At 58.9% G+C, this 20794-nt stretch carries 14 protein-coding genes; 2 read left to right on the top strand and 12 right to left on the bottom strand.

Annotation, left to right across the window (positions count from 1 at the left end):
• Nucleotides 1-4 precede the first annotated feature (4 nt).
• From ACIQYF_RS05495 to ACIQYF_RS05445, 11 genes are all read right to left on the bottom strand, one after another.
• The gene (locus ACIQYF_RS05495; RefSeq protein WP_402857735.1) at nucleotides 5-595 is read right to left on the bottom strand and encodes a glutathione S-transferase; all 591 of its coding nucleotides are present in this window, start codon (nucleotides 593-595) and stop codon (nucleotides 5-7) included.
• Nucleotides 592-4233, bottom strand: a complete 3642-nt coding sequence (locus ACIQYF_RS05490; protein ID WP_402857732.1) for an AAA family ATPase — start codon at nucleotides 4231-4233, stop codon at nucleotides 592-594. Before ACIQYF_RS05490 ends, ACIQYF_RS05495 begins: the two co-directional genes overlap by 4 nt.
• Nucleotides 4230-5474, bottom strand: coding sequence for an exonuclease SbcCD subunit D C-terminal domain-containing protein (locus ACIQYF_RS05485; RefSeq protein ID WP_402857729.1), 1245 nt, complete (start codon nucleotides 5472-5474; stop codon nucleotides 4230-4232). Before ACIQYF_RS05485 ends, ACIQYF_RS05490 begins: the two co-directional genes overlap by 4 nt.
• Before the next feature lie 128 nt (nucleotides 5475-5602).
• Nucleotides 5603-7237, bottom strand: a complete 1635-nt coding sequence (locus ACIQYF_RS05480; RefSeq protein ID WP_402857726.1) for a BatD family protein — start codon at nucleotides 7235-7237, stop codon at nucleotides 5603-5605.
• Nucleotides 7234-8976, bottom strand: coding sequence for a VWA domain-containing protein (locus ACIQYF_RS05475; protein ID WP_402857723.1), 1743 nt, complete (start codon nucleotides 8974-8976; stop codon nucleotides 7234-7236). Before ACIQYF_RS05475 ends, ACIQYF_RS05480 begins: the two co-directional genes overlap by 4 nt.
• Complete coding sequence (locus tag ACIQYF_RS05470) at nucleotides 8973-10049, bottom strand: vWA domain-containing protein (RefSeq protein ID WP_402857720.1); 1077 nt, start codon at nucleotides 10047-10049, stop codon at nucleotides 8973-8975. The genes ACIQYF_RS05475 and ACIQYF_RS05470 overlap by 4 nt, the downstream gene beginning before the upstream one ends.
• On the bottom strand, nucleotides 10042-10536 hold the full coding sequence (locus ACIQYF_RS05465; RefSeq protein WP_402857717.1) for a DUF4381 domain-containing protein: 495 nt from the start codon (nucleotides 10534-10536) through the stop codon (nucleotides 10042-10044). Before ACIQYF_RS05465 ends, ACIQYF_RS05470 begins: the two co-directional genes overlap by 8 nt.
• The gene (locus ACIQYF_RS05460; protein WP_019409454.1) at nucleotides 10533-11477 is read right to left on the bottom strand and encodes a DUF58 domain-containing protein; all 945 of its coding nucleotides are present in this window, start codon (nucleotides 11475-11477) and stop codon (nucleotides 10533-10535) included. The genes ACIQYF_RS05465 and ACIQYF_RS05460 overlap by 4 nt, the downstream gene beginning before the upstream one ends.
• 2 nt (nucleotides 11478-11479) lie before the next feature.
• The gene (locus tag ACIQYF_RS05455) at nucleotides 11480-12439 is read right to left on the bottom strand and encodes a MoxR family ATPase (protein ID WP_240878637.1); all 960 of its coding nucleotides are present in this window, start codon (nucleotides 12437-12439) and stop codon (nucleotides 11480-11482) included.
• 274 nt (nucleotides 12440-12713) lie between these two features.
• Entirely contained in the window at nucleotides 12714-13463 is a 750-nt protein-coding gene (locus ACIQYF_RS05450; RefSeq protein ID WP_402857710.1) for an amidohydrolase family protein, read from the bottom strand.
• 69 nt (nucleotides 13464-13532) lie between these two features.
• Entirely contained in the window at nucleotides 13533-13892 is a 360-nt protein-coding gene (locus ACIQYF_RS05445; protein ID WP_402857707.1) for a hypothetical protein, read from the bottom strand.
• A gap of 487 nt (nucleotides 13893-14379) precedes the next feature.
• Between ACIQYF_RS05445 and ACIQYF_RS05440 the strand changes: the two genes are divergently transcribed.
• On the top strand, nucleotides 14380-19236 hold the full coding sequence (locus ACIQYF_RS05440) for an NAD-glutamate dehydrogenase (RefSeq protein WP_402857704.1): 4857 nt from the start codon (nucleotides 14380-14382) through the stop codon (nucleotides 19234-19236).
• Between the two features lie 78 nt (nucleotides 19237-19314).
• Here ACIQYF_RS05440 and ACIQYF_RS05435 read toward each other — a convergent pair whose 3' ends face one another.
• Nucleotides 19315-19578 carry a DUF4404 family protein gene (locus tag ACIQYF_RS05435; RefSeq protein ID WP_402857701.1) on the bottom strand — a complete coding sequence of 88 codons (264 nt, stop codon included), beginning with the start codon at nucleotides 19576-19578 and terminating at the stop codon, nucleotides 19315-19317.
• Between the two features lie 306 nt (nucleotides 19579-19884).
• Between ACIQYF_RS05435 and ACIQYF_RS05430 the strand changes: the two genes are divergently transcribed.
• A complete protein-coding gene (locus tag ACIQYF_RS05430) occupies nucleotides 19885-20574 on the top strand; it encodes a VacJ family lipoprotein (RefSeq protein ID WP_402857699.1) in 690 nt (229 codons plus the stop codon).
• The last annotated feature ends 220 nt before the right edge of the window (nucleotides 20575-20794 follow it).

The following is a 20794-nucleotide window of genomic DNA, read 5'->3' as shown; positions in this document are numbered from 1 at the left end:
GGATTTATTGCGATTTAGCCATCACCGATGTAAACAACGTAGACGCTAAAAACCGCTCCAGCCAAACCCGCAGGAGCGGGTAGGGCGCGTGTTCGAACCACTCACGGTCAACGTGGGCGAACTGGCGTACAAATGGCGCCAGTGCCACGTCCGCCAAGCTTAAGGTGTCGCCTGCCAGGTACGGCGTGCGTTCGAGCAACTCTTCCAAGCGCTGCAAAAATTGCTCTGCTTGCACCCGGTAATGCTCCATTGGCTGCTCCGGGTAGCGAATTGCATATTTGTAGCGATCCAGATTGACCTTGAATAGCTGGTCGTTTTCTTCTATCAGCGATGCACTGTTCGCGCCAAGCCAGTTGTCCGGGTCATGCTGGGCCAAGGCCCAGTGCATGATTTCCAGGCTCTGTTCGATCACCTGCCCATCAGCACAGGCAAGCACCGGTACCGTGCCTTTGGGCGACAGGGCCAGCATCTCGGCGGGCTTGGCCTTGAGGCTGACTTCTACAATCGACAACGGCACGCCGCTGTAACGTAAAGCCATACGCGCGCGCATGGCATACGGGCAGCGGCGGAAGGAATACAGCACGTGTTCACTCATTTGACCTCCACGGTGCTCAAGCCATTGCCCTGACGGCGCACCTGGATTTGCACCGGTATGCGCTCGTGCATTTCCTGTACGTGGGAAATCACCCCGACCTTGCGGCCCTGGGCTTGCAAACCGTCAAGTGCGTCCATCGCCAATTGCAACGACTCGGGGTCGAGGCTGCCAAAGCCTTCGTCGATAAACAGCGACTCGATTTTCAGCGTACTGGACGCCATTGAGGCCAGACCCAGCGCCAGTGCCAGCGACACCAGAAAGGTTTCGCCGCCGGACAGTGAATGCACCGAGCGCAGTTCGTCGCCCATTTCGGTGTCCATCACCAACAACCCGAGCATGCTGCCGCCGCGCTTGAGGCGGTAGCGCTTCACCAGTTGGCGTAACTGAGCGTTGGCGTGGTGCACCAGCAAATCCAGGTTGTAGGCCTGAGCGATTTTGCGGAAGGTGTCACCCGTTGCCGAGCCGATCAGGGCGTTGAGGCGTGCCCAGCGCTGCCATTCTTCATAGGCCTGGGCGATGAGTTGTGCCAAGGCCTGATTGGCCTCTTGGCGCCGCTGGTCTTCAGCCTGCTGGGCGCGCAGTTCAGCCAGCTGTTGATCGCTGGCGCCAAGCAATGCATTGAGTTCATTGAGTGCATTGTCCAGCGCTTGCGCATCGAGGTTGCCATTGGCCTGGGCCTGATGCTGGCTTAAACGTTGTTCGCGCTCTTGCAGCAGGACGCGCGCTTGCTCCACGGCCTTTTCGCTGGCTTGCAGTTGCTGGCGCAAGTCACGCACGTGCGTGTCGTCCAAGGCCAGCAACTGTTGCAGGCGGGCATTGTCGAGTGCCGTGTGCTGCGCACGCCATTGCGCAACCTGAGCGCTCAAGCTGTCGTGTTCCTGTTGCAGCGCGTCCAGGCGCTCTCGTTGAGCCTTGAGTTCGGCCGCCAGTTGGACCCACTGTTTGGCGGCGGCTTGCAAGGCTTCGCTGGCGTGAGCCTGAGTGCTGCGGGCCTGCTCAACGGCCTGTTCGAGGTGTTGCTGCCAGTGCTCGACACGGCTGTGTTCGCCCAGCCAATGCTTGAGGTTCTGCTGGCTGGCCTGTTGCTGTTCGAGCAACTCGGCCACGCTGCGTTGCAGAGTCTCCAGCTCTTTGGTGTGGCTGGCGTATTGGTACTGTTCGCGCTCGATCCGACGGGTCCGCTCAGCCTGTTCGGACAGTTCGTCACGTTGCTGGTCGAGCTGTTCCAGGCGCTGCGTCACCTGCTGATCAAGGGCAATGAAAGCGCCAGCAGCGTTCTCACGCAGTGCTGCGACGGTGGCCTCGGGCAGGATGTTGGCAAACCCGGCCAGCTCTTCCTCAAAACGCGCGCTGTCGGCTTTGAGGTGCTGTTGCTGGTCGCTCAACTGCTGTTTTGCGAGTTGGCTGGCTTCGTTACAGCGCTGAAGTTGCTGCTGCAACTTCGCGGCTTCTTTTTGCAGGGTGAGCAGGGTGTTTTGACGCTGCTCGTCCTGGGAGATGCTGTGTTGCAACTGGCTCAGGCGCAGCGTCAGCCAGGCTTGCCGCTTGGCGGGGTCCTGTGCCTGCCATTGCGTGTACAGCGGGTGCGCTTCCAGGCTTGGGGCCAAGGCCTGCTGTTCGTCGATGATCTGCTGGTGCTGTTGCAAAAACTCGCGATGCTGAGCGTTCACGCCACCGACTTTCTCACGCAACTGAATCAGTGTTTCCTTGAGTGCATCCACCGCCTTGCGCGCAGTGGCTTCTTCTTGCTCATCAAAGCGCGTCAGGCTCTGCAACAGCGCTTCTGGCTGGTGATACGGGTGCTCATGGCTGCCGCAAACCGGGCAGGGCTGGTCGTCTTGCAGTTGCGCGCGTAACTCGTCGACACTGGCGCTGCGCGCCAGACGCTGGCGCTCAAGCAGTTGCTGGGTAACCTTAAGTGCCTGTTCAGCGGCCTCAAACGCTTTTTTGGTCTGGGTGCCTTGCTCGATCAGGTGTTCGCGCTCGGATTGCAGGGTTTGCAACTTGAGCTGCACCGCCTGCAAGCGTGCTTCAAGGGCTAACTGGCCGCTGCACAGGCGTTGTAACTCTTCGAAGGCACGTTGCTGCTGGCGATTCTCGGCCAACAGGCTGCCTAGGGTCTGGATTTGCTCGTTGACGGCATGCGGTTCGGCTTTGGCTTCCTGGAACAGTATCTCCAGGGTGCTGTTGAGCGTGTTGAGTTGTTGGACCGCTTCGCTGGCGCGTTGCTCAAGCGCGGGCAGTTCTTCGCGGCCTTTGCTGAGGGTGTTGCTTAAGCGCACCAACTGTTGCAGCCCGCGACGATGGCCGTCCCATGCGCTGGCCAGCGGCGCCAGCGCAGTGCTTTGCTCAAGTTGCGTGGCAATCAGCGCCAGGCGTTCAGTGCTGTGCTGCTGGCGTTCAAGCAACGCGTCCAGGGCTTTTTGCCCTGCGGCGCAGGCCACTTCAGTCTGCTGCTTGAGCGTCTGTTGCGCGTTGAGTGTTTGCGTCACCCGACTGAGGGTGGCCTGTTCTAAATGCGCCTTTTGCAAGTGCGGTGCAGCATCACGCTGTTCGGCCTCTGCGCGGCTGGCAGCCTGTTGCGCGTCCTGGAGTGTTTGTTCAAGCCGGGTCTGATCTTGGGCACGTTCGGTTTGCTGTTGCAGGTGTACAGCGATGTGTTCGGCCAGCGGGCTCAGTTGCGCGTCCAGTTCGACCAAACGGGCGAATTGATGACGTTGGGGGGCGAGTTGCTCCAGCAACTCCAAGGTCTGGCGTTGCTCGGCTTGACCGTCCCACAGGGTTTGCGCCTGCTGAAATTGCTCGGCAGCGCTGTTTTGCTGTTCTTGCAGTTCACCCAGGGTTTTGAGCCATGTGTGTTGCCGTTCGAGCTGCTTGAGCTGGCTTTGCCGGGTTTTAAGTTGCTGTTGGGCGTCGCTGAAGCGTTGATCCAGTTCGGCGCGGGCTTGTGGCTCCATCGGGGTCACGCCGACCGCCTGATCCTGCAATTGCTTGTGCACGTCACGGGCCTCTTTGGCCTTGTCGAATGCACGCTTGCCCAGACGGGTATACAGCGCAGTGTCAGTGAGTTTTTCAAGCAGCTCGCTGCGCTCGTTGTCGTCGGCCTTGAGGAAGGCGCTGAACTCACTCTGGGCTAGCATCACGGCGCGGGTGAACTGTTCGAAGTTCAGCCCCAGACGTGACTCCAGCTGCACTTTGTAATCGCTCTTCTGGCTGGCCAGCAGTTGGTCGCTGTCCAGGTCGCGCAGGCTTTGGCGGCTGGCTTGCAGCTTGCCATTGGCCTTTTCGCGGGCTCGGTTGGCTTCCCAGCGCGCTCGATAGCGACGGCCATCGATGCCCATAAAATCGACTTCGGCATAACCTTCGCCGGTGCCGCGGCGCAGCAGGGTCCGCGGGTCGCCGGTGGCAATCTCGCCGTCGGCATCCGGGACTTTGGCGTCACGGCCCGTGTTGTTCAGGCGCGGCACGGCACCAAACAGGGCCAGGCACAGGGCGTCGAGCAAGGTGCTTTTGCCGGCACCTGTGGGGCCGGTGATCGCAAACAGCCCGGCACTGGCCAAGGGTTCGGCAGTGAAGTCCAACTCAAACGGACCCGCCAAAGAGGCCAGGTTTTTCAGGCGGATGGCGAGAATTTTCATGGCTGTTCACCTTCCAGCTGGACTTCTTGCAGCAACACGGCAAAGTCCTTGAGCGTTTGCTCGTCTGCTTCGCTGCCATAGCTGTCTTGCCACGCGCGGCTGAACAGCTCTTGCGGGGTCAGTTGGTCGAGCTCGATCAACTGCTGAGTGTCGTCATCCCCCGGGCGACTGCCGCTACCCGCGTATTCGGCGGCAATGCGCACTAACCGCACGGCCTTGCCTTGCAGGGTTGTTTCGATTTGCTGGCGCAGGTCGGGCTGCGGCTCGTCGAGCTTGACCCGTACTTCGAGCCAAGGATGGCGCAGGGTATCGGCCAGCAAGTCAATGTCGGGCAATTCGACCAGTTGGCTGAGAATTTCGGCCAGTGGCGCCGGGCCAATACGTTGCAAGTTGACGGCCCTTGGGATCAGGCGCGTCTCGACCTTGACCAGGGTTTCGCCGCTCAGGGTAACGTCGAGGATCTGATGCTGATAGCCGATTTCTGAAAACGACAAGGGGATAGGCGAGCCGCAATAGCGGATTCGGTCTTCACTGTTCACTCGTTGCGGCTTGTGCAGATGGCCTAGCGCGACATAGCTGATGCTGGGGCCAAACAGGCTGGCGGGCAGGGCTTCAGCGTTGCCGATAATCAGGCTGCGTTCTGAGTCTTGCGACACCGAGCCGCCCGCCATGTGCGCATGGCTGATGGCAATCAGTGCCTGCCCTGGCTTGCGCTTGGCGTTGGCGGCTTCGATCAGCCATTCGTGAACCCGGCCAATGCCGCGCAGGTAATCATCCCCCAGGTGCGCGCCGGTCACTTCGGCAGGTCGCAGGAAGGGCAGCGCCAGGCACCATGCAGCGATCTCGCCGGACGCATCGGGCAGTGGGATCAGCAGGCGTTCGGCATCCAATTGGCCGTCATCGAGCCACATGACCCGGCCCAACGCGTGCGTACGCAAACGGCGCATCAGCGGTGTGGGCAATTCGATGCGTGAACCGGAGTCGTGGTTGCCGGCGATCATCACGATGGTCAACGTGGGTTGCTGCTCGTGCGCGCTGACGATGAAGTCGTAGAGCCGCTCCTGGGCTTTGACCGTAGGGTTGACCGTATCGAAGATGTCGCCGGCAATCAGCAGTACGTCGGGTTGTTCGGTGGCCAGTTGGGTGAGCAGCCAGCTCAGGAAGCAAGCATGTTCGAAATCACGTTCCTGGCCATGGAGGTTTTGCCCCAGGTGCCAGTCGGAGGTGTGAAAAAGGCGCATAACAGAATCCGTTTAAAAGAGAGACTTCAATGTCGGTTGGATTCACTGCGGGAGCTGCCGCGGGCTGCAATCTTTTAAAAGATCGCGAGGCGGGCTGGCTCCTGCAGGGTTAAGGGTCAACCTTGAAATTATTTGGGGTAGAGCGGCGGTAAGCTGCTCGGTTCGCCAGCTACGTCGTGTTCGCGCTCGGCGGCCGGGATGCTGCGAATGGCTTTCCATAGCTCTTCACCTTGCCAGTATTGGCCGGTTTCGCTGTAGAGGGCGCCGTTGAGGCCGTCCAGTGCATCGGACAGCAGCACAAAGCGCGCGGCCATTTCGGCCAGGGTTTCCGGTTGTTGCCGGGCCCAGGCATCCAGTGCCTGACGCGTGGCTTGCGGGTCGTTGGCCAGGCAGGCGCGCTTGATGTCGTCGAGCAGCGTACGAGGGCTCGGACCCGTTTGTGCGGCGCGTAAAATTGCCGGTTGCCAGCGAGCGCGCCACCACAGGCCGAAGCCAATCAGGGTCGTGCAGGCCAGCAGCAAGGTGCTCAGTTGCCACCACCACAGGCTTGAGTCATGACTCAAGGCAATGGCGACAGTATTGTCAGGGCTGTCTGCGGCCAGATTGGGGTTGACCGCGACCTGTAACGTGCGCGCCGGCAGGTAGCTGCGCTCCAGTCGGTCTTCGTGGGTGTTCCACCACACCACTTCGACGGCAGGCAGTTCCACCTGGCCGACGCGGGTCGGCACCAGCGCTTCGCGTTCCTCCCGACTGCCGATCAGGCCGCTTTCGGTAATTTGATTGCTCAGTTGCGGCAAATCCGGGTAGCGCCGCAAGCCGTTGACTTCGGTCGCGGGTAGCGCTGGGAGCTGAGCACTGGACAGGCCTTCGGCTTTGAGTGTGAGGGTGCGGGTCAACGAGTCGCCGACCTTGCAGTGATCCGGCTCGGGGTTCCAGGTCTCACTCATGCTCAGGCTGCGGGCCGGAAGCCAAGCGGCATTGGCCGGGTAGTCCTCGGGCTTGGGCTTGACGGTCAACGGGATGTCAGACGAGGTCACATGGATCATTTTTCCGGGTTTTGGTCCCAGCGGAGCGGGGGCATTGGCTTGCTGGCTGTCGACTTGAGTGGCACTGAAGGTGAGCGCCGGTATGAGCAATTCGCCGCTGTGCTGGGGGTAAACCCCGTAACGGACTTCGATCACGCCATGGCGCACACCATTGATCATCTTTTCGTAGGTGCGCGACTCGCCCAGTTGCTCAACGATGGCATCGGTCAGGTGCAGCGGGGTCAGGTTGCTGTCGTCGTACAGGGCAACGGAATGGTAAACGCGCAGGGTCAATATCGCCTGGGCTTGTACGTAAACGCTGGATTGTTCGAGGTTGGCCTCGATAAATACCGGAGCCAGTTCGGCTTCATTGGCACTGCTTTGGGTCACGGTCAGGTTGATCGGCAAACTGTGGTAATCACCCACTTGCAGCGACGGGATGATCACCGTCCCGGTTTGCTTGGGTTGCAACGTGATAATCCAGCGGGTGGTGGCCTTGTTGTCATCGCTGAGCGTGGTCAGTTGATTGACCTGTCGCGTACCGCGCACCTCAAACAGGTTGTCCAGTGGCGTCAGGTCGGGCTTGCCGAACAAGGTCGCGTCGTTGCTCTCCAGTGTCAGTTCGACGGTTTCGCCGGAACTGAGCTGGTCGCGGTCAACGCTGGCGACCAGACCGAGCGCATGGGCGGGCAAGGTCCAGCAACAGAGCAAAAGTAGCAAAACGCAGAGGCGATTCATTGAGGCGTGTCCTGATGTTGCTGCTGTTCATACCAAAATTTTCGTCGCAACAACTCACTGGGGTTGTCGGGGATGTGTCTGAGCCATTGTTCCAGTGCCTGATGGCGTTCGTCATCCATCGGTGTGGTTGAAGCCGCCGGCGGATGCGTGGTCGATTCGTCATCGGGTTCGCTGCCGGGCTCGGCATTGGGTATCGGCGGTGGCTCAAGCGAGTCGTCAGTGTTGGCATGTGCGGCAGGGTCGGTTGCCGAGCTGCTTTGCTGATGCGGGTCGGTTTCGCCTGTGGCGGTGGAACTACTGCTGCTGATCGAGGGTTGAGTGTCTTCGGGCTCGGTCGCGGTATCTGGGGCCTTGTTCGCAGGTGCGAGGTTTTCTTCGCGCTTTTGCTCCAGTATTTGCTCGATCAAGGCTTTGTTTTGCGTCGCGACCTGCATGTCCGGCTGCAATTCGAGGGCTTGTTCGTAGGCGTCGATGGCGGCTTCGAGTTCGCCACTCATGGCCAGCGCATTGCCGCGATTGTAATGGGCGCTGGCGCTGTTGACCTCGGCAAAGCGCTGCGCTGCGCCGGTGTAATCACCGGCCTGGTACAGCGCCAGCCCTTGCCATAGCGGGTCTTCGAAATGCTCAACGGCTTGCAGTGGCTTTTTCTGTTCCAGCAGGCGTAGCCCTTGTTGGTCGGGGCGCAGCCACAGGTCGGTGAAGCTATAGGCATAGCTGGGTTGTGGCAGCATAAACAGCAAGGGCAGACAAAACAGCCAGCCACGTCGGCCAGCGCAGGCCGCTAACAACAATAGGGGCAGCAGTAACCAGTAACCTTGGTCGGCCCAGGTGTCGAGGCGCAAGGTCTGACCGTCATCGCGCAAGTTTTGTGGGCCGTCGAGCAAGCCCAGGCCGCGAAGGTCGACGTCATCCAGCCGTGCCTGTCGATAGCGGCCGCCCACGTCCAGTGCAAAGGCTTTAAGGCTCGGGCTGTCGAGGCGCGGCAAAAGGATTGCGCCCTGGGCATCCTTGAGGAACTCGCCGTTTTCTTCGACCACCGGCGACCCTTCGCGCGTCCCGATGCCGAGTATCAACAGGGGCGGGGTGTGACCATTGAGTACCTGACGAATGCCTGCACGTTCTTGCTCGCTGAGCGAGGAGGTGACCAGAAGCAGGCGGCCCTGGCCCAGCGCACCTTGGTCCAGCAGTTTCAGGGCCTTGTCTACGGCCAGGTCAGCGCGATTGCCCGGTTGCGGCATGATCGAAGGCTTGACGGCTTCAAGCAGGTTGCGGCTAGTCGCCAGATCGTCGGACAACGGCACCAGCGTGTGGGCGCTGCCGGCGTACACAATCACGGCGGTTTGCGCATCACTGCGGCTTTGCAGCAGGTCGTAGAGTTTGCGTCGCGCTTGTTCCAGGCGATTGGGCGAGCTGTCAGTGGCGAGCATTTCAGGGGTCAACTCGAGCATTACCACCAACGGGTCGGCCGGTTTTTGCGCCGATTGTTCCACGCGCTCCCAGCTTGGGCCGAGCAAGGCGAACAGCGCCAGCAGCCAGGCCAGCCCCAGTGCAATCCACGGCAGTTTGCTGTCGCGGCCCTTGCCGCCACTGAGCAACACACGATGAAAGGCTTCGGGCAGGATCATCTGCCAGCGTCCGGCGCGTTTTTGCCGATGCCAGAGTTTCCACAGCAGCCAGCCCAGCAGGGGCAATGCCAGCAGCCATTCAGGGCGAAACCAGTGAGGCCAGAGCGCGCTCATCGGCGTCTGCGCAGGCGCAGGCGTTTGAGCCGCGAGCGCCAGTCCGGATGTTGTTGCAGAAAATGCCGCTTGCTGAGCAAGCGCTGCAGTGGGTTGTTGGGCCACAGTTCGCGGATCACCAGCAGCACGCTCAACAGTAGGGCGCCTGCCAATGGCCAGCTATAAAGCGCTTGCGCCGGGCGTGCCTGGGTGGGCTGCTGGGCGACTGGTTCGAGCTGATCGAGGGTGTCTTTGATGGCTGACAGTTCCTGTCCGTCGCGAGCACGGAAATACCGGCCGCCGGTGATTTTGGCAATTTCTTCCATGGCCGGTTCGTCCAGGTCCACGCCGGGATTAATGCCGAACATGCCTTTGGCGCTGCTTTCTTCCGGGTCGGCGCCCACCCCGATCGGGTAGATCTTGACCCCTTCCTCAGCCGCCAGGCGCGCCGCAGTCAGCGGATCAATTTGCCCGCCATTGTTGGCGCCGTCAGTGACCAGAATCAGCACCCGGCTTTCTGCCGGGCGTTGGCGCAGGCGCTTGAGGGCCAAACCAATCGCATCGCCGATGGCGGTGTTTTTACCCGCGATGCCGATACGCGCTTCGTCGAGCCAGGTACGCACAGTGTGGCGGTCGAAGGTCAGAGGCGCTTGCAAATAAGCCTGACTGCCGAACAGGATAAGTCCGACACGGTCGCCTTCGCGGTGTTCGAGAAAGTCGCCCAGCAGGTTTTTAACCGAATCAAGGCGGGTGATGTCTTCGTTTTTCCAGCGCATGTCGGGGTAATCCATCGAGCCCGACACATCCACGGCCACCAATAGATCACGGCCGCTGGCGGCGATGGGTAACGGCTCGCCGAGCCATTGTGGCCGGGCTGCCGCCGTTAAGAGCAACAGCCACAGCAACAGATAGGGTGTTTGCTGACGCACAGAGGGCATGGTCGTGCGTGCCTTGCGTCTTGTCAGTTCTTCCAGATCGGTCAGGAAGCTGACTTTGAGCGCGGCCTCGCCGCTGTCGGCGGCTGGCAGCACAAGGCGCATCAACCAGGGTAATGGCAATAAGGCGAAAAGCCATGGCCAGGCAAATTCAAACATGTTTGCGAATCCAGGTTTCAACCGCTTGATTGAGCCCGGCAATGGCCTTGTCATCGAGCTTGCATTCGGGTTTATAGGCGCCTTCCACCAACACCATCCAGCGAGTCAAGCCTGCTGCGGGGCAGCGATTGTCGAGAAATGCCAGCCATTTTCGTCCATTGAGCGTATGGCTCTGGCTGTAGGGGTAATGACTGCGGCACAGGCGCTTGAGCAAACCGTTGAGTTGTTGCAGCCAGGCACCGGCAGGCGCGCCATCGTAAGGCTTGGTGAACTGTGCCAGTTCTTCTAGCGCGGCCAGCCGCACCGGGTCTAGCGGTTGCTCGACACGTTGGGGCTGGCGCTTGGCGGGCAGGTAGCGGCGTAACCACCACAAGCCCCAGGCCAGCGCCGGAATCAGGATCAGCAGCAACCACCAGCCTGGCGCCGGTGGCCACAGGCCAATATCGGGCGGGGTGATCAGCGGTTGCAGGTTTTCAAGGTCTTTCATAGCGGCTTGCCGGGGCGTTTGGCGTTCAGGTATTCACGCAGTTGCTCGATCATTTCGCTCTGCGTGCTCAGTGGCATCAAAAGCACCCGCAGTTTTTGCGCGAGCAGCTCCCAGCGCGCGATGCGGGCCTCGGCCTGTGCGCGGTAGGCCTGGCGCAAATCATAGTTGAGGGTGTCGAGTTCGAGCTGCGCGCCGCGCTCGGCAAAACGCAACAGCCCTGCGGCGGGCAGGGCATGGTCCAACGGGTCAGACAGCGGCAACATGATCAAGTCGCAATGGCGCGACAGCAGGCTTAATTGCTGTTCGGCGGCATCGGTGAGGGCGCGCTCATCGCAGATCACAATCACCAGGCTGCCGGGGCGCAGTACTTCGCGGGCGCGGATTAGCGCCATGCCCAAAGCATCGCGGTCGGACTGCACTTCGGTGTGCAATGACTGGTTAACCCGCACCAGACGGTTAAGCAGTTGCAACAGGCTTTGTTTATTGCGCCGGGGCTTGATTTCGTAATGTTCGTGGTCGCCGAACACCAGGCCACCGACCCGGTCGTTGTGGCCCAGCGCGGCCCAGCCGATCAGGCTCGCCGCTTGGGCCGCGAGCACGGACTTGAACATCAGCCCCGAGCCAAAGAACAAGCGCCGGCTTTGCTCGGCCAGGATGAAGATCGGCCGCTCACGCTCCTCATGGAACATTTTGGTGTGCGGCTCCTGGGTCCGCGCGGTCACGCGCCAATCGATGGTGCGTACATCGTCGCCGGCCTGATAAACCCTTACTTGATCGAAGTCGACCCCACGTCCGCGCAGCTTTGAGTGGTGCAAGCCCACCAGAGGGCTGCGTTGGCCGGGGGAGGAAAAGAGTTGCACTTCGCGCACCCGATGCCGCATCTCGATCAGTTCGGCAAGGGTCACGCGAATGCCGGGTTCGGCGGGCAGGGGGTTGTTCATCGTCAGGCAACGGCTACGACATCAAGGATGCGTTGCACCACGCGGTCCTGGTCAATACCTGCGGCTTCGGCCTCAAATGACAGTATGATGCGATGGCGCAGCACGTCAAACAGCACGGCTTGAATGTCTTCGGGGCTGACGAAGTCGCGCCCGGCCAGCCAGGCGTGGGCTCGGGCGCAGCGGTCCAGCGCAATCGAGCCACGCGGGCTGGCACCGTAGGCAATCCAGTCGGCCATTTCTGTGTCGAATTTGCCAGGGGTGCGGGTCGCCATCACCAGTTGCACCAGGTATTCCTCTACAGCATCGGCCATGTACAGCCCGAGGATTTCCTTGCGTGCGGCAAAAATGGCCTGTTGGCTGACCCGGCGCTCGGGTTTTGTTTCACCGTTGAGGGCTTCGCCACGGGCTTGTTGCAGAATGCGCCGCTCGACGGCTGCGTCCGGGAAACCGATTTTGACGTGCATCAAAAAGCGATCGAGCTGGGCTTCGGGCAGCGGGTAGGTGCCTTCCTGCTCAATCGGGTTCTGGGTGGCCATCACCAAAAACAGCGGCGACAGCTCGTAGGTGCTGCGCCCGACGCTGACCTGGCGCTCGGCCATGGCTTCAAGCAGGGCTGATTGCACTTTGGCCGGCGCGCGGTTGATTTCATCGGCCAGCACCAGATTGTGAAAAATCGGCCCTTGCTGGAAGACAAAGCTCCCGGTTTCGGGGCGATAGATTTCAGTGCCGGTGATGTCGGCAGGCAGCAGGTCGGGGGTGAACTGAATGCGATGGAACTGTGCCTCGATGCCTTCGGCCAACTCTTTGATGGCTTTGGTCTTCGCCAGGCCGGGAGCGCCTTCGACCAACATATGGCCGTCAGCCAGCAACGCGATCAGCAAGCGGTCAATGAGCTTTTCTTGACCAAGAATCTGCGTTGAAAGAAAGGTTCGCAGCGCCAATAGCGCTTCACGATGTTCCATCGATGACTGTTCCTGAAAAGGACACCGGCGGCGTAAATGTTACGCCGGGGCTGGGGGCGATACTTTAATCCATTGGAGGTGGATCGGACTAATCGCCGTCAGGCTTTTTATGGAAAAACCCTAAAACCCGCAGCTTGTTGAGAATTGTGCTCATCTGTGGCGTGTTTTACAGGGGGCACGCCAGACGCTTGCAAGTCTTCAATCGCCCGCAAAACGTGTGTCTGACCTTACACGGCAGCGTGATCGCGATGAGTCGGGATCGGGTGATCAGCCGTTAGGCCAAGCGATAAAAATCCTGAGCATTTTGCCACAGGGCCTTGTCTGCGCCATCTTCGCCTATCGCATTAATAAGTAGCGCTATATAGTTGTTTTCAAAGGGACGAGGCGCGCGGGTTGAAGGCAGGTCGGTCCCGAACATCAGTGCCTGCGGGTTGGCGCTGTGGATGGCTTTCAGGGCTTGTGGCACGGCAAAGTCAACCCGGCCAAAGCCACAGGCTTTGATGCGTACGCCGTGTTCGGCAAGGCGCAACACGCTCGGCAGGCCTTCGTGGCTCAACCCCAGATGATCAATGCTCAGTGCTGGCAATCGCAGTAAACGGTCATGTAATGGCGCCAGTTCGCGCGAGTCAATGTACAACTCGGAATGCCAGCCCACGCATTCAAAGACGCGCCTGGCCAGTGATTCGAGTTGGTCAAGCTGTTCAGAGCCGCCGCGCTTGAGGTTGAAGCGCAGGGCGCGTACACCTTGCTGATTCAGAGTTTCAAGCTCGGTGTCGGTGACGCTGCAGGGCAATTGAGTCACCCCGACAAAGCCTGGGCCAAGTCGCTTTAGCGCGGCAATCAGGTAGGTTTGGTCAAAGCCTTGAAAGGAGCCCGATACTACGGCGCCACCGACGATGCCCAAGGGTTGGGAGCGTGCCAGATAGTCATCGACACTGAAAAACTCGGGCACATAGCCATTATTGGGAATCAGCGGATAAGCCGGGTCGATGATGTGGCAGTGGGCATCGAAGCGTTGGCGCATGGTGGGCCTACCTGTCGGTTTGCATATCCCCTGAGGGCTCGCTGGCGCCTACAGGGGCTAGCGGGGGTTTTAGCTCAGTTCGCTGACGTACGTGCCCGTGCCCTTTAGTATGTTTTTCAGGGTTTCTTCAACCTCGGCCAAGTCGCTGCTGTCGAGGGTATGCAAGATTTCAAGGTGGTCAGCGCCATTCAGCGCGTCGGTATCATCGGCCGCCACTTCAATCAGCACCCGAGTGGCGCTGAGCGTGACCTTGACCCCATCCAGGGTCGAGGGATCAGCATCGCCAAGGGTGATCTCCAGTACGTCTTCGTCCGGGTAACGGCTCATCAGAAACATCTCGCCCTGGTCGCTGTGGCAGCACAGCATGGCCATGTTGTCTTCTTCGTCATCGCACGGGTTGGCCATCAGAAGGGCGGTGGTCATTTGCATGAAGGTCATTCCTGGCGCTTGCTGCGCATCTAAAAAGCCGATTTTGCCAGCCTGCGCAGATTTATGCAGGGTGAATCTTGGTTTCTGAGTAATACCCAACCATGGCGTGTAAGTCATTTCTGATAACGCTGACGGAAATTAAGGCGTTTTTATGAGGTTTTATAACTTTCGAGTGCTAGGGTTGTTCTTGAGCGGGTCATAAGATTGCCGCCCCATGACCGAATATGTCGCTGCACCGCAAGCAGGCCGGGCGACACAGTCGTTAAGCTGCGTTGCAGATAGCTATCTCTAAAGGCACAGCCTGTTTATCCGGCAGTCGTTTTTGCAGATACCCATCCCGGAACATGAATGTGACCCTTAGGCCGCAATCAGCTTCACCTCCCTGTCACGCTGTGTTCCTGAAGGTTGAGCACAGTATTGGCAGCTCCCCACGCGGGAACAGCACGCGACGCGTCTCTCAATAACAAGCCCAAGCGGAGTACCACAGATGGCGTTCTTCACCGCAGCCAGCAAAGCCGACTTCCAGCATCAACTGCAAGCAGCACTGGCCCAGCACATCAGTGAACAGGCATTGCCACAAGTAACCCTGTTTGCCGAGCAGTTCTTCGGCATCATTTCTCTGGACGAACTGACTCAACGTCGCATGTCCGACCTCGCCGGCTGTACGCTGTCGGCCTGGCGCCTGCTTGAGCGTTTTGATCCGGCGCACCCTCAAGTACGGGTCTATAACCCGGATTATGAGCGTCACGGGTGGCAGTCAACCCACACTGCGGTTGAAGTGCTGCATCACGATTTGCCATTTTTGGTGGACTCGGTACGCACCGAGCTGAACCGCCGCGGTTACAGCATCCATACCCTGCAAACCACGGTGTTGAGCGTTCGTCGCGGCAGCAAGGGCGAGTTGCTGGAAATTTTGCCCAAGGGCACGACCGGCGAAGGCATTTCGCAAGAATCGCTGATGTACCTGGAGATTGACCGTTGCTCGAATGCCGCTGAATTGAATGTACTGAGCAAGGAACTGGAACAGGTTCTGGGCGAAGTGCGTATCGCGGTCGCTGACTTTGAACCGATGAAGGCCAAGGTTCAGCAATTGCTGGAAAGTGTCGACAGTTGCCCGTATGCCGTCGACGCCGATGAGAAGGCCGAGATCAAGAGTTTTCTGGAGTGGCTGGTGGGCAACCACTTCACGTTCCTGGGCTATGAAGAGTTTGTGGTGCGTGACGAGGCGGATGGCGGCCATATCGAATATGACCCGCAGTCGTTCCTTGGCCTGACCAAATTGCTGCGCGCCGGGCTGACTGCCGAAGACCTGCGCATCGAAGATTATGCCGTGAGCTACCTGCGTGAACCGACCCTGCTGTCGTTCGCCAAAGCCGCCCACCCAAGCCGTGTGCACCGCCCGGCGTATCCGGACTACGTGTCGATTCGTCAAATTGATGCCGACGGCAAGGTGGTCAAGGAATGCCGCTTTATGGGCTTGTACACCTCTTCGGTGTACGGCGAGAGCGTGCGGGTTATTCCTTATATCCGTCGCAAAGTGGCTGAAATCGAGCGTCGCTCGGGCTTCCAGGCTAAGGCTCACCTGGGCAAAGAGTTGGCGCAGGTGGTTGAAGTGCTGCCGCGTGATGACTTGTTCCAGACCCCGGTGGATGAGCTGTTCAGTACCGTGATGTCGATTGTGCAGATCCAGGAGCGCAACAAGATCCGCGTGTTCCTGCGCAAAGACCCGTACGGACGTTTCTGCTACTGCCTGGCCTATGTGCCGCGCGATGTGTACTCCACTGAAGTCCGGCAGAAAATTCAGCAGGTCCTGATGGATCGCCTGCAAGCTTCTGACTGCGAGTTCTGGACGTTCTTCTCTGAGTCGGTTCTGGCCCGGGTGCAACTGATTCTGCGGGTTGATCCAAAAAAGCGGATAGATATTGATCCGTTGCTGCTGGAAAAAGAAGTGGTTCAAGCTTGCCGCAGCTGGCAGGACGACTATGCCAGCTTAGTGGTTGAAAGCTTCGGCGAAGCCAATGGCACCAAAGTGCTGGCCGATTTCCCGAAAGGCTTCCCGGCAGGTTATCGCGAGCGCTTTGCCGCGCATTCGGCCGTGGTCGACATGCAGCACGTGATGAGCCTCAGCGAAAAAAATCCGCTGGTGATGAGCTTCTACCAACCTCTGGGGCAGAGCGCCGGTCAAGAGCTGCATTGCAAGCTTTACCACGCGGACACGCCATTAGCGCTGTCTGATGTGCTGCCGATTCTGGAAAACCTGGGGTTGCGCGTACTGGGCGAGTTTCCATACCGCTTGCGCCATGTTAATGGCCGTGAGTTCTGGATTCATGACTTCGCCTTTACGGCTGGCGAAGGCTTGAACCTGGACATTCAGCAACTCAATGACACGCTACAAGATGCGTTTGTGCACATTGTTAAGGGTGACGCTGAGAACGATGCGTTTAACCGCTTGGTGCTCACCGCGGGCTTGCCATGGCGCGATGTAGCGTTGCTGCGTGCTTATGCGCGTTATTTGAAGCAAATCCGGCTGGGCTTCGACCTGGGCTATATAGCCAGCACGCTGAACAACCACACCGACATCGCTCGCGAATTGACCCGGTTGTTCAAAACGCGTTTCTACTTGGCGCGCAAGCTGACCGCCGATGACCTGGAAGACAAGCAGCAACGTCTGGAGCAGGCGATTCTGACGGCATTGGACGATGTCCAGGTGCTTAACGAAGACCGTATCCTGCGTCGTTATCTGGACTTGATCAAAGCCACGCTGCGGACAAACTTCTACCAGCCGGATGCCCATGGCCAGAACCGTTCGTACTTCAGCTTTAAATTCAACCCGCATCTGATTCCTGATCTGCCCAAGCCGGTGCCGAAGTTTGAAATCTTCGTGTATTCGCCGCGAGTTGAAGGCGTTCACCTACGTTTCGGTAACGTTGCTCGCGGCGGTTTGCGCTGGTCGGACCGCGAAGAAGACTTCCGAACCGAAGTGTTGGGCCTGGTGAAGGCGCAACAGGTGAAGAACTCGGTCATCGTGCCAGTGGGAGCGAAAGGTGGTTTCGTGCCGCGGCGCCTGCCATTGGGCGGCGGGCGCGACGAGATTCAGGCCGAAGCGATTGCCTGCTACCGGATCTTTATTTCCGGCCTGCTGGACATCACCGACAACCTCAAGGATGGCGCGCTGGTACCGCCACTGAACGTAGTGCGTCACGATGAGGATGACCCTTACCTGGTGGTGGCTGCCGACAAAGGCACTGCGACCTTCTCTGACATTGCCAACGGCATTGCGATTGACTATGGCTTCTGGCTGGGTGACGCCTTTGCTTCCGGTGGCTCGGCCGGTTATGACCATAAAAAAATGGGCATTACCGCTAAAGGCGCCTGGGTCGGCGTACAGCGCCACTTCAGAGAGCGCGGAGTCAACGTTCAGAAAGACAGCATCAGCGTGGTCGGCGTGGGCGATATGGCCGGCGACGTGTTCGGTAACGGCTTGTTGATGTCCGACAAGCTGCAACTGGTGGCTGCCTTTAACCACCTGCACATCTTCATTGACCCCAATCCTGAACCGGCCAGCAGCTTCGCTGAACGTCAGCGTCTGTTCGATCTGCCGCGGTCGGCCTGGTCGGATTACGACACCAGCATCATGTCGGCAGGCGGCGGAATCTTCTCCCGTAGCGCTAAAAGCATCGCCATCTCACCTGAGATGCAAGCGCGGTTTGCGATCAGTGCTGACAAGCTGACCCCGACTGAACTGCTGAACGCCTTGCTCAAGGCGCCGGTGGATCTGTTGTGGAACGGCGGTATCGGTACTTACGTCAAAGCCAGCACCGAAAGCCACGCCGATGTGGGCGACAAGGCTAACGATGCGTTGCGCGTGAATGGTAACGAACTGCGCTGCAAGGTCGTGGGCGAGGGCGGTAACCTGGGCATGACCCAATTGGGACGCGTTGAATTCGGTCTCAATGGCGGCGGCTCCAACACCGACTTTATCGACAACGCCGGCGGTGTGGACTGCTCCGACCACGAAGTGAATATCAAAATCCTGCTCAATGAAGTGGTGCAGGCTGGCGATATGACCGAGAAACAGCGTAATCAATTGCTCGGCAGCATGACGGATGAAGTCGGCGCGCTGGTACTGGGCAATAACTATAAGCAGACGCAGGCCATTTCTCTGGCGGCGCGTCGTGCCTATGAGCGGATTGCTGAATACAAGCGCCTGATGAGTGATCTGGAAGCCCGTGGCAAGCTTGACCGTGCCATTGAGTTCCTGCCGTCCGAGGAGCAACTGAACGAGCGTGTGGCCGCTGGCCATGGCCTGACCCGCCCTGAACTGTCGGTATTGATCTCGTACAGCAAGATCGACCTCAAAGAAGCGCTGCTCAACTCTCAGGTGCCGGATGACGACTACCTGACCCGCGACATGGAAACAGCGTTCCCGCCGATGCTGGTCAGCAAGTTTGCGGCGGCCATGCGTCGTCACCGCCTGAAGCGCGAGATCGTCAGCACGCAGATTGCCAACGACGTGGTCAACCACATGGGCATCACCTTTGTGGAGCGCCTCAAAGAATCGACCGGCATGAGCGCAGCCAACGTGGCCGGTGCTTATGTGATCGTGCGTGACATTTTCCACCTCCCGCACTGGTTCCGTCAGATCGAAGCACTGGACTATCAAGTCCCGGCTGAAATCCAGCTGGCGCTGATGGATGAATTGATGCGTCTGGGGCGTCGCGCCACACGCTGGTTCCTGCGCAGCCGTCGCAACGAACTGGACGCAGCACGCGATGTCGCGCACTTCGGTCCGCATCTGGCAGCGCTGGGGCTCAAGCTCGACGAACTGCTGGAAGGCCCAACCCGCGAGGGCTGGCAGAACCGCTATCAGGCGTACGTGCAAGCAGGCGTTCCCGAGTTGCTGGCTCGCATGGTTGCTGGTACGACACATCTGTACACCTTGCTGCCGATTATCGAAGCCTCGGACGTCACTGGTCAGAATGCAGCCGATGTGGCCAAAGCGTACTTCGCGGTGGGCAGCGCCTTGGACCTGACCTGGTACCTGCAGCAGATCAGCAACTTGCCGGTAGAAAACAATTGGCAGGCGCTGGCCCGTGAAGCGTTCCGTGACGACATCGATTGGCAACAGCGAGCAATAACCGTCTCGGTATTGCAGATGGTCGATGCCCCGGTCGAGATCGAAGCGCGTCTGGCGTTGTGGCTTGAGCAAAACCAGTCGATGGTTGAGCGCTGGCGCTCGATGCTGGTCGACCTGCGTGCAGCGACCGGTAACGACTACGCGATGTATGCAGTGGCTAACCGTGAGCTGCTGGATCTGGCGTTGAGCGGTCAAACAGGGCTCTGACAGCCTGAGCACTAAAACAAAGCCCCGGCTCAGTTGAACTGAGTCGGGGCTTTGTTGTGACTGGCGTTTGGCGGGAAGTCAGATCCCGATATTGCCCAGCGTTTGAACGATATTGCGCAGGGCACCGGCTAAGGCTGGATGCTCAACTTCAAAACGCTCCACGGCCAGATTGACCTCGTCAGAAAGGCTGGTGTTTTGAGTGGCATTGTCTAATTTGATTTGTGCTTCGACCTTTTGTGTCAGTTCGTTCAGGTCATGACGTTCGGTGTCAGACAATGGCGCATTTTTATCCAGTTGCTCGCGCAAGGAGTCGAGTTTTTCTTGCAGTTCGCGGGCAGGCATAGCATTCATCCTTTATTGATAGGCTCTGGTGTAGACCTTCGAGGTAAGCAAAAGGTCTGCAAGCGGGCGTCTAGATTAATCCACTCACGCTCAGAGTGCATGATCTCTATCAAAATCGCCGGCCGGCACTTTTTGACGCGCCGAGGAACTTGTAAAAAGAAACTTGCCGATGGCGCAACGTCTGGCGGCTCCCCCAGTCTGCTCAGGGTGCCTGTTGGGGGCTGCCAAAAATGCAATTGCCGTTATACTCACCGCCTGACCCAGGGCGTAGCGCCCGAGTGTTAAGTATTCTCAAGGAGTTTTGCTATGCGCTGGACTAATCGTCTTGCTCAACTATGCGTCTGTGCCAGTGTGGTCATGGTTCCCTTTGCAGCCAATGCAGCCACTGAGGATGACCCGTGGGAAGGCATCAACCGCATCACGTTCAAGTTCAACGATACACTTGATACCTATGCTTTGAAGCCAATTGCGCAGGGCTACCAGTTCATCACGCCGCAATTCCTGCAAGATGGCATCCATAACATGTACCGAAACATCGGTGACGTGCGTAACCTGGCCAACGACATCCTGCAAGCCAAGCCTCACGCAGCGGGTGTAGACACCTCTCGTGTGCTGATGAACACCATTTTCGGTATCGGCGGCTTCTTTGATGTGGGCACCAAAATGGGCCTGCACCGCAACGATGAAGACTTTGGCCAGACTCTGGGTCGTTGGGGCGTGTCGAGCGGTCCTTATGTCGTGCTGCCACTGCTGGGCCCGAGCACCGTGCGGGACGCAGTGGGCATTTACCCGGACACCTTCACCGAGCCTTACCGCTACATGAACGATATTCCGGCACGTAACATGGCGATCGGTATGGACGTTATTGATGCGCGCGCCAGCTTGTTGTCGGCTGAAAAGCTGATCACGGGCGACAAATACATCTTTATTCGTAACGCCTACCTGCAAAACCGCGAGTTCAGAGTTAAAGACGGGCAAGTTGAAGACGACTTTTAAGTCGTTTACCCCTGCGTGTAAAAAAACGGCCCCTGTGGCCGTTTTTTGCATCTCTGCAAATGAGAAAAATTATCAGTTGAGGTGGGTTGTAACCTAGGTTTTAGTTGCAGCGCGCGAGGTTCTTATAACTCGGGGTAATTTAACGTAACTCACACTACAGGCCACTCTCTGGCTGAGCTTGAAACCCCTGGCGGATGGGAGTACCGTCTGCGCCTTACAT

It is taken from the genome of Pseudomonas sp. NPDC096917 (genome assembly GCF_044762555.1).
Classification (GTDB): domain Bacteria; phylum Pseudomonadota; class Gammaproteobacteria; order Pseudomonadales; family Pseudomonadaceae; genus Aquipseudomonas.
This window is presented reverse-complemented; position numbering and strand designations above follow the sequence as displayed.